The organism is Candidatus Chloroploca asiatica, from assembly GCF_002532075.1.
In the GTDB taxonomy this organism is placed as follows: Bacteria; Chloroflexota; Chloroflexia; order Chloroflexales; family Chloroflexaceae; genus Chloroploca; species Chloroploca asiatica.
The window spans coordinates 1-10,037 of record NZ_LYXE01000052.1; the positions used below are offsets into that span (position 1 = coordinate 1).

At 59.5% G+C, this 10,037-nt stretch carries 6 protein-coding genes; 3 read left to right on the forward strand and 3 right to left on the reverse strand.

The window, feature by feature from the left end; translation table 11 throughout:
- Nucleotides 1–265 precede the first annotated feature (265 nt).
- The gene (locus A9Q02_RS04845; RefSeq protein ID WP_097651234.1) at nt 266–532 is read left to right on the forward strand and encodes a toxin-antitoxin system protein; all 267 of its coding nucleotides are present in this window, start codon (nt 266–268) and stop codon (nt 530–532) included.
- Nucleotides 522–869, forward strand: a complete 348-nt coding sequence (locus A9Q02_RS04850; protein WP_097651235.1) for a type II toxin-antitoxin system PemK/MazF family toxin — start codon at nt 522–524, stop codon at nt 867–869. The genes A9Q02_RS04845 and A9Q02_RS04850 overlap by 11 nt, the downstream gene beginning before the upstream one ends.
- Nucleotides 870–1,045: 176 nt before the next feature.
- Here A9Q02_RS04850 and A9Q02_RS24115 read toward each other — a convergent pair whose 3' ends face one another.
- The 3 genes from A9Q02_RS24115 to A9Q02_RS04860 all read right to left on the reverse strand — a co-directional run bounded on the left by A9Q02_RS24115 (nt 1,046) and on the right by A9Q02_RS04860 (nt 1,898).
- Nucleotides 1,046–1,201, reverse strand: coding sequence for a hypothetical protein (locus A9Q02_RS24115; RefSeq protein WP_167857383.1), 156 nt, complete (start codon nt 1,199–1,201; stop codon nt 1,046–1,048).
- 71 nt (nt 1,202–1,272) lie between these two features.
- Nucleotides 1,273–1,674 (reverse strand): type II toxin-antitoxin system VapC family toxin, encoded by a 402-nt coding sequence (locus A9Q02_RS04855; protein WP_097651236.1) that lies wholly within the window; start codon nt 1,672–1,674, stop codon nt 1,273–1,275.
- Nucleotides 1,671–1,898, reverse strand: a complete 228-nt coding sequence (locus A9Q02_RS04860) for a DUF2281 domain-containing protein (protein ID WP_097651237.1) — start codon at nt 1,896–1,898, stop codon at nt 1,671–1,673. Before A9Q02_RS04860 ends, A9Q02_RS04855 begins: the two co-directional genes overlap by 4 nt.
- Nucleotides 1,899–3,097: 1,199 nt before the next feature.
- On the opposite strand from A9Q02_RS04860, the gene pulA reads away from it, so the two are divergent.
- Complete coding sequence (gene pulA, locus A9Q02_RS04870) at nt 3,098–9,727, forward strand: pullulanase-type alpha-1,6-glucosidase (protein ID WP_097651238.1); 6,630 nt, start codon at nt 3,098–3,100, stop codon at nt 9,725–9,727.
- Nucleotides 9,728–10,037: the final 310 nt, after the last annotated feature.

Sequence of the window (10,037 nt, forward strand, 5' to 3'; positions counted from 1 at the left end):
GCCGTGCGCGCGACCGCCGCTTCCGTGGGGGCCGCACTTGCCCTGATCGGTGTCCCTACCACTTTGACGTAGCCCTAGCCATGTTGGGCTGCGATTGACACGCATGAAGCAGATATGTTACTCCTATATGACAGAGCGGTTCGTTGTGTAAAGTATATCGCGTATGCTTGATGCGTCTGCTCGTATGGTTGCTGGTTGCACCTGTAGATAGAATACGTTATACTTATTGTAGATACTTCCGTCTACACCTACAGGAGAAAGGCGCATGCCTACGACAACCATCCGAGTTTCGTCCGAAACGCGCACCTTGTTGCATACGCTCGCCCGTCAGGCAGGGACATCCATGCAGCAAGTCTTGGAAGAGGCGCTCGCGCAGTATCGCCGTCGCCAATTTCTCGAAGCGTTGAATGCGGCCTACGCGGTCGCACAATCGGACCCTGCTGTTCACGCAGCAGCTGAGGCAGAGAGCGCCGATTGGGACGCGACCCTGCTTGATGGGCTCGACGAACAGGAGACGTGGCATGAGTCCTGAACCATCGCGTGGGGAAATCTGGCTCGCCGATTTGAATCCTATCCGTGGGCACGAACAAGCGGGCACACGACCCGTGCTGGTGATTTCGACCGATCTCTTTAATCATGGGCCGGCAGGCTTAGTGTTTGTCCTTCCTTTAACGCGCACCGATCGCCGTATTCCGGCACATATTCCGCTTGTTCCTCCGGAAGGTGGCGTGAGCAGCCAGAGTCTAATTTTGTGTGATGCCCTGCGATCCATCTCCAAAGATCGCCTCAAAGGTAATCCATGGGGGCGTATTTCGGTCGCCACCATGGAGCGTGTTGAAGAAACGCTCCGGATGCTGCTTGATTTATAGGCGAACGCCGTTTGCCGCCCAACGGCCTGCGCATCACCCGCGCCGCCATGTACATCAGAACTGCTTTCCGGTTGATTCCAACCTTCAAAATCGCACCGAATCTTGGGCCCGCGTAGCGGCGTCGGGTGCATGCGCTTGTTCGGCGGCAATGCCATCGATAATATGGGAATGATGCGTTAGCTTGCCATAGTGACCATTTTGTCAATGCAGCGCAGCCAGACGATCATTGCCTTCCACGCTTCCTCCGCGTTATCGAGCTTTGTTTCAATGTGGGCAACGCGAGTGTTGCGAAAGTCGTTGACTTGGCGCAGTTCGGCATAGAGCGCGGCCATTCCTCTGCCGCCGAATTGCTTTTGAATATCTGTCCCGCCGCCGGGTTCGGTAGGCGATAATTGATTTCATCTCATGCCTCCCAATCTTCCAGGCGTAATCCTACAACGCGGCTGAATTCACCTGTATTGTGAGTAACCAGTGTAAGGTTGTGTGCTAACGCCGTCGCAGCGATCAGCGTATCATACGGACCAATGCGCAGACCTCCTACCATCAGTTCGGCATCTATTCTTCCGGCATGCGTGGCTACCATTTGATCAAGCGGCAGGCACATAAACTGCGCGACCATAGCTTGAACCTGGTTGAGATTCTCTTGCATCCTGGCGCTGCGGTATGCGCCACGCACAAGCTCAACCACGGTAATCGCGCTGATCGCAATCGCGTCCGGTGATGTCGCAGCAACCTTTTGCGCCACCGATGATATAGGGGAGCGCAGGTAGCGAATACAGGCGTTGGTATCGAGCAGGTAGATCATTCCAGTGGCAGCCGTTCTTCAGCTACGCCTTGATCGCCACGCACAAACGTTGGATCGTCGATCGAGCCTGCGATTCTGGCAAAGAAGCCGGCCGGCCAACCCATTGCTATGGCGGTGCGCTCAAGTTCGGCGCGACGCTGCTTTACCAGCAAGAATTCGACAAAATCTTCGACTTCGCGCTGAAGCTCGTTCGGGAGTTCACGAATTTTTTCTTCAAGGGTCATACGATTCTCCTTTGAAAGCACAGTCAGGCCCGTACCTCGATGACCGTGGTCGTATCCACCCCAAACACGTCGATCACCTTGACGCAGATCCAGTAACTGCCCGTGTCGGCGTAGCTCCAGCCGGTGTCAGTGCGGGTTTTGAGCGAGCGGTCTTTGCGGGTGCGGAAGTCCTGCCAGTGATGTTCGAACGGTTTGTTCTCGCGCCAGGTGAAATCAACCGCCCAGAAGTCGATGAAGTCGAACGGCGATGTGATCGCCCGCTCGCGCAGCGCAGTTATCGCCCCAGGTATCGCGATAGGCCACCGCTTCGAGGATAGACTGCTCCCTCCCCGCTTGCTGGGAGGGCTGGGGTGGGGTTCTTGCGCTCGTTCATTGTGCGATGCTCCTGCGCTGTGCTGGCGGCTACGCGCTATGCTTTATCCGCAGGCATTGTAGATGAAAGCATGTGCGGATGCAACTTTATACGTGGGACGCGGAAGATCCTGGAAGAGCAATGGAGAAGACTGCGCAGGCATTGAAGCATTGCCGCTCAACATGAACTAGACAGCATTTTACCACCTATACCCGCTATACCTGTGCTACGAGGTAATTGTACCACCGAAATGGTCTTGTCTATGCTACGCCGCGAAGACGCCGCGTTCATCGGTGCTACGCGGCGCATGCGACTCCAAGAGCATGCACAGAAGCTCACGCGAAGACGCGAAGGCGCGAAGGGTGAGCGCTCCTACGCTCCAATCTTTGCGTCTTTGCGCGCCTTTGCGTCAAACCAAAAGTCGAGCCGTTTACGGCGACGGAAGAAGCTGCAATGGCCCGATGCCACCTACGCAGGGCGATTGCATCTTCCGTGTAGGCACCCCCGCAAGGGCACCCCCGCAAGGGCACCCGCAAGGGCACCCGCAAGGGGTGCCCCTACGCCGGATGCGGGTTCGCGCCGGTACGGGCACCCCTTGCGGGTGCCCCGTTGTATCCGATTTCGTATGATGCAATGGCCCTAGCCGCCCACGGCTGTTGCTTGACAAGCCCCTACGATAAGCCATATAATTCCTAATGTAACTATCCAGCATCCTTCACAGAACTTTTGATCACCCCAGCGTTGGGGGCGGGCTACGGCCCGTATATTCTTCAGCCACGTATTACTGTCTCCGGGATTGCGCTGTTGCGTCCCGGTTGGGCTGAAGTCTTTTTGTAAGGAGCGACCTATGCGACGTCGGACGCCATGGCGGGCCGTGCAGATCCTCTGTGCGTTTGCCCTCCTGTTCAGCATGCTTGGGATCCCTGGGGCAGCGACGCCCCTCACCCTGGCTGACCACACCGCTGCCCCTACTCGTGTGACGGTTCCTGGGAGTTTTAATAGCGAACTTGGCTGCACGGCTACGAGCAGCAACGCTGGCGGTGACTGGGAACCCGGGTGTACGACGAACCCCGGCGTCACGCCAGTTACCCCGACACCCCCCGAGGGCAACGACCTGCAAGATCAGGGCAACGAGGTCTGGGCCCGCACGCTCGGCCCGATCCCAGCAGGCAATTACGAGTTCAAGATCGCGCTCAATGGCGCGTGGGACCAGAACTACGGCAGTGATTTCCAGCAAAATGGCCCCAACTTTACGCTGAACCTGACCACGACAACCTCGGTCAGGTTTTTCTATGACCACAAGACCCACTACATCGCCAATAGCTTCGCCAATACGATCTATACCGTTCCTGGTGATTTCAATAGCGAACTTGGCTGTTCTGGCGATTGGCTGGCCGATTGTCTGCGCACGCTGATGAGCGATGTGGATGCTGATGGTGTCTATACTTTCCGCAGTGAAGCCATTCCTGCCGGCAATTACGAGTTCAAGGTTGCGACCAACGAGGATTGGGGCAATCCGAACTATGGCGATAACGGCAATAATGTGCCCTTCACGGTGGGCGAAGATACTGCTGAAGTGGTCTTTAGCTTTGATACCGCCGATAATACGGTGAGCGTCGAGGTTATTGCGACGACGCCCCCGCCCCCGCCGCCTGCCGAAGACGCCGCCTTGATCCAGCCCCCGGTCAGTGATCCCATCAATCAGGGCGAGATCTTCTATTTTGTGATGCCCGACCGCTTTGCCAATGGCGAGCCGTCCAATGATCGCGGTGGCATCGTCGGTGACGATCCGCTTCAGACCGGCTTTTTGCCCACCAATAAGGGCTATTACCACGGCGGCGATCTGGCCGGGCTCCAGGCCAACCTGGATTACATCCAGAATCTTGGGGTTACTGCGATCTGGATGACGCCGATGTTCAAGAATAAGCCGGTTCAGTGTGATCGTACCAAAGAGCCATCAATTGACGATTGTTCGGCGGGGTATCATGGCTATTGGCCGGTCGATTTCACGCAGATCGCTCCCCATTTTGGCACCAATGCCGAGATGAAGGCCTTTGTCGAGGCGGCCCAGGCCCGGGGCATGCGGGTCTTCTTTGACATTATTACCAACCATACCGCCGATGTGATTGTGCCCGAAGACGGCAATACGACCTATGTGTCGCGGGCCGCCGCCCCCTATCGCGATGCCGGCGGCAATATCTTCGATGACCGTGACTTTCTCTTTGCCGAGCGCTTTCCGGCGATGAATCGCTTCAGCTTCCCGCGACGGCCTTTCTTCCCCGATCCCGCTGATGCGACGGCCAAGACGCCGAGTTGGCTCAATGACCCGACGATGTACCATAACCGCGGCAACGCGGCCTTCGATGGCTCGGAGGGCGACCTCTACGGCGATTTCGTTGGTCTCGATGGGCTCTTTACCGAACGCCCCGAGGTTGTTCAGGGCATGGTTGATATCCACAAGTTCTGGATCAGTGAGTTCGGCATTGATGGCTTCCGCGTGGATACGGTCAAGCATGTCAATATGGAGTTCTGGCAGCAGTTTGTGCCGGCGATCCGGGCGCATGCCGCCACTGAGGGCAAGCCTGAGTTCTTCATTTTCGGCGAGGTCTTTGATGGCAATCCCGCCGTGCTTAGCCGCTTCACCCGCGAAGGTGAATTTCCGGCCATTCTTGACTTTGACTTCAACTACTCGGTCGGCGATTTTGCCACCACCAGCGCCGGCCCCGGGCGGCTCCAGGGTCTCTTCCAAGGTGATGACTTCTACACGACTGCCGAGCAGAACGCCTACAACCTGCCGACCTTCCTCGGTAACCACGATGTGGGCCGCCTTGGCAATCGGCTGCGCACACCGCAGGATCCCGATGATGAGCTGCGCGTCAAGCGGATCTTGCTTGGCTATGGGGTGATGTTCACCGCCCGTGGCGTGCCAATCATCTACTACGGCGACGAGCAGGGCTTCACTGGGAACGACAATGGCAACGATAAGGATGCTCGCCAGAATATGTTCCCGAGCCAGGTGGCAAGCTATAATGCCGAAGACCTGATCGGTACCACGAAGACCACCGCCGACGACAACTTTGACCCGACCCACCCGCTTTACCTTGGTCTGACCGACCTGGCTGCCCTGCGCACGGCGCATCCGGCGCTGCAGGTTGGTGCCCAAATCGAGCGTCTGGCTGAAGGCGACGCCAGCGGTGTCTATGCCTTCTCGCGCATTGACCGTGAGCAGCAGGTTGAGTATGTCGTCGCGGCCAATAATGCGACGACTGAACGCACCGTGACCATTCCTACCTTTGCTGCCGATACGACCTTTGCGGCGATCTATGGGGCCGAGGGCGCGGTGGTGACCGGGGCCAATGGTCGGCTGCAAATCACCGTACCAGCCCTGAGTGTGGTCGTCTATCAGCAGCAGAGCGATCCGGTGGCGAATCTAGCGCCCACGGCTGCGCCAATTGGTCCGGCGATCAGTCTCACGGGGCCGGTCAGTGGCACGGTTGTGCTGGGAACCGGCCTGATCGAGGTGGCCGCCAGTGTCGCTGGCAACGCCTTTGCCGAAGTCTCGTTTGCGGTCAGCGTTGATGGGGCTCCCTTCCAGCATCTGGGCACTGATACCAATGCGCCGTACCGGGTCTTCTTTGATCCGCAGGGCTTGCCTGCCGGGGCTGAACTCACCTTCAAGGCTGTCGTGACCGACCTGCTCGGGCCCGAGGGCAACTTCAATTCGGCCACCAGCATCGTGACCCTGGGCATTCCGCCGGTGTGTACGGTCGCGTACGAGTTTGCCGTCATCCACTACTACCGCGAGGATGGCAACTACGACGATTGGGGCCTGCACCTCTGGGGCGATGCGATTGCTGATGAAGAAGCGACTGACTGGAATGCGCCCAAGCCGTTCCTGGGGCGCACCGACTATGGTGCCTTTGCCTGGGTACGCCTGAAAGATCCGACCAAGCCGGTCAATTTCATTGTCCACCAACCCGGCGGTGATAGTGTGCCCGATACACGTGACCCCGGTGGCGACCGGAGCTTCATCCCTCAAGAGAATCCGCAGATCTTCCTGAAGGGTGGCGATGCGGCGATCTATGCGTCGCAGGCCGAAGCCCAGGGCTTTATCACCGTGCATTACAATCGCCCCGATGGCATCTACGACGGCTGGGGTGTCTATGTCTTTGGTGATGGGGTTGACCCGAGCGAACAGACCGCCTGGCCCGCCAACCGACCCTTTACCGGCACCGACGATTTTGGGCGCTTTGTGCGGATCCAGTTGACCGACGCAACCAAACAGATCGGCGTGATCGTGATGAACAACGGGGTCAAGGATACCGAGCCTGACCGCACCTTCATCCCGTCCTCGCAGCCTGCGCTCTGGGTCAACAGTGGCGACGAGGCGAACAATCGCTCGCTGAGCCAGGCGCTGAATGTGGCGACGTTGCGCTACCATCGCCCGGCTGGTGACTATGGTGACTTTACCAGCACCAACTTCAACGACTTCTGGGGTCTGCATCTTTGGGCTGGAACCTTGACGCCTAACCCCGCCTGGGAAACGCCCTTCAAGCCCAATCTGCCCCAGGATAGCTTTGGGATTGGTTTCCAGGTTGCACTCGAACCTGATGCGCCGCGCTGGGCCTACATCCTCCACCGTGGCAACGAAAAGGATCAGGAGACCGATCAGTTCCTCGATCTGAATGGCACCGGCCACGAGATCTGGGTGCTGCAGAATATGCCCGGTCGTTACCCCTACATCCTGCCGGTGGAGGCCGGGTGTACGCTGGGCCAGGGCAATGCCGTGAGCAAGCAACGCGCCCATTGGGTGAGCCAGGATACATTGGCGTGGCCAATTCTGGCCAGTAGCCAAGTCGAGTACACGCTGCACTATGCCCCCAACGGAGGCATGAGTGTGGTTGATGGTGCCGTGCAGGGGGGCACGAGTGTGCCGCTGACCCTGGCCGGCAGCGGCCTGACTGGTGCGGTCGCCACAAAGTTCCCGCATCTCGCCGGCAATGACCACGCTCGCCTGACCCATAGCCTGAGTGCCGACCAGATCAAAGCCATTCTGCGCGGCCAGGTCTGGGTTGCGGCGCGCAACGACCAACTCGGCCTGATCGAAGTTACCGGGGTACAGATCCCGGGCGTGCTCGACGATCTCTATGCCCAGGCCGCCGCCGCGCTGCCCATGGGCGTGAGCTACGGCGCGCTCGAACTGGCCCAGGCCATCACCCTGCGGCTCTGGGCACCGACGGCCCAGGAGGTCAACCTGCTGCTCTTTGACACGGCGGTCGTGACTACGCCGGAGCGGCTTGCCATGACCCGCGACGACGCGTCGGGCAGTTGGAGTATTGAACTACCGACCACCCGCGAAGACCAGTTCTACCTTTATGAGGTGAACGTCTTTGTGCCGAGTACCGGCCAGGTCGAGACCAACCAGGTCACCGATCCCTACGCGATCAGTCTGGCGACCAATAGCACACGCAGCCAGATTGTCAATCTGAACAACGCGACGCTCAAGCCGAGTGGATGGGCTACGACCGCCAAGCCCACGCTCGAAGCCTTCGAGGATGTCGTGATCTACGAGTTGCATGTGCGCGACTTCAGCATCACCGATGAGAGCGTACCGTTGCTCCAGCGGGGCACCTTCAAGGCCTTCACGCAGCGCAACAGCAACGGCATGCGCCACCTACGCGAGCTAGCCGAGGATGGCCTGACCCACATCCACTTGCTGCCAGTCTTCGATATTGCAACCGTCAACGAGGATCGCAACGCCCGCACCGAGTTGCTCGACCGCTTCCCCGAGTTGCGTGCCCTGTCACCCGATAGCGAAGAGCAGCAGCGCATCAGCAACGAGGTGCGCAATCTCGACGGCTTCAACTGGGGCTACGATCCCTTCCACTACAACGTCCCCGAGGGTAGCTACAGCACCGACCCGAACGGTACGCCCCGCATCCTCGAGTTCCGCGAGATGGTGCAGGCGCTGAACGAGAACGGGTTGCGCGTCGTGATGGATGTGGTCTACAACCATACCAACGCGGCCGGTCAGGGTGAAAAGTCGGTGCTTGATCGCGTCGTCCCCGGCTATTACCATCGCCTGAATGCCGACGGCGTGGTCGAAACCAGCACCTGTTGCCCAAACACGGCCACCGAGCACGCCATGATGGAACGGCTCATGGTCGAATCGCTGGTGCTCTGGGCGCGCGAATACAAGGTGGACGGCTTCCGCTTCGACTTGATGGGCCACCACACTCGCGAGAACATGCTCAACGTACGGGCGGCCCTTGACGCACTCACGCTCGAGAACGATGGCGTAGACGGCACAAAGATCCTGCTCTACGGTGAGGGCTGGAACTTTGGCGAGGTGGCCGACGGGCTGCGTGGCATCAACGCGACCCAGCGCAACATGGCGGGTACCGGGATCGCCACCTTCTCTGATCGCCTACGTGACGCTGTACGCGGGGGTGGCCCCTTCGACAGTGGCGAGGGTGCGCGACGCCAGGGCTTCGCAACCGGACTCTTCACCGACCCGAACGACCTGAACCAGGGCAGCGAAGCCGATCAGCGTAACAACCTGCTGCAGGCGACTGACCTGATTCGCGTAGGCTTGACCGGCAATCTAGCCTTCTTCCCGCTGGAAAACCGCACCGGGCGGGTCGTCAACGGTGAAGACGTGACCTACAACGGCGCACCGGGTGGCTACACGCTTGATCCACAAGAGGTCATCACCTACGTCGAGGCCCACGACAACGAGACCTTCTTCGACGCGGTGCAGTTGAAGGCCCCAGCGGCGGCGACCCTAGCCGACCGGGTGCGTATGCACAACCTGGGGGTTAGTGTAGCGATGCTAGGTCAGGGCATCCCCTTCTTCCAGGCCGGCCAGGATCTGCTCCGCTCGAAGTCAGGCGACCGTAACAGCTACGACTCGGGCGACTGGTTCAACCGCATCGACTGGATGCGCAACGAGCATGGTTGGGGTTCGGGTCTGCCGCCCCAGGGCGAGAACAACAACAACTGGGGCGTCCTGCGCTCGGTGCTCGTACGCGAGGAGATCAAGCCGGGACGGGCCGAGCTTGACCTTGGTCACTACCACTTCCGCGAGATGTTGCAGATCCGCAAGAGCTCACCGCTCTTCCGCCTGCGCACCGCCGAAGAAGTGATCGCCCAGGTCAGCTTTATGAACACCGGGGCCGACCAGATCCCGGGCCTGATCGTGATGCGGATCACCGACGACGGTGCGCGTGACCTTGATCCGCAGCGCGAGCAGATCGTCGTGCTCTTCAACGCAGCCCCCGAGCCAGTCAGTTTCACCGCTGAAACGCTCAGAGACGCGCAGCTACGCCTGCACCCAATCCAGGGCACATCGGTTGATACGGTCGTGCGCAGTGCCCGCTTCGACCCAGCCACGGGCACCTTCACGGTACCGGGCCGCGCCACGGTCGTCTTCACCGACGAACGCACGCGGATCTTCATGCCCATCGTCGGACGGTAAACGCACCCAACCTCTTGAGCCTGGCAAATGGTTCGCAGCCTAAAGCCAGGCTCAGGAGGTTAATCAGGGCGATTGCATCTTCCGTGTATGCACCCCACTAGGGCACCCGCAAGGGGTGCCCGTACACCGGATTCGGCCCCTGGCCCTGTAGGGGCACCCCTTTCAAAGGGTTTCACTAAGTAGGGTCAAACGACCGCTTTTCGTGAGACACAGCCCCGGTTTAACTCGTCCCAAGATACTGTTGGCGAACCCCAGGCTAGGAGCCACGCAGGCGAACATTGCCCTACCCAAACGCGGTTGCAGCGGGTAT

What these genes read in the sequence shown, in the direction of transcription:
- A9Q02_RS04845 (WP_097651234.1), top strand. Translation starts at nt 266, where the DNA reads ATGCCTACGACAACCATCCGAGTTTCGTCCGAAACGCGCACCTTGTTG.
- A9Q02_RS04850 (WP_097651235.1), top strand. Translation starts at nt 522, where the DNA reads ATGAGTCCTGAACCATCGCGTGGGGAAATCTGGCTCGCCGATTTGAAT.
- A9Q02_RS24115 (WP_167857383.1), bottom strand. Translation starts at nt 1,201, where the DNA reads ATGGCCGCGCTCTATGCCGAACTGCGCCAAGTCAACGACTTTCGCAAC.
- A9Q02_RS04855 (WP_097651236.1), bottom strand. Translation starts at nt 1,674, where the DNA reads ATGATCTACCTGCTCGATACCAACGCCTGTATTCGCTACCTGCGCTCC.
- A9Q02_RS04860 (WP_097651237.1), bottom strand. Translation starts at nt 1,898, where the DNA reads ATGACCCTTGAAGAAAAAATTCGTGAACTCCCGAACGAGCTTCAGCGC.
- pulA (WP_097651238.1), top strand. Translation starts at nt 3,098, where the DNA reads ATGCGACGTCGGACGCCATGGCGGGCCGTGCAGATCCTCTGTGCGTTT.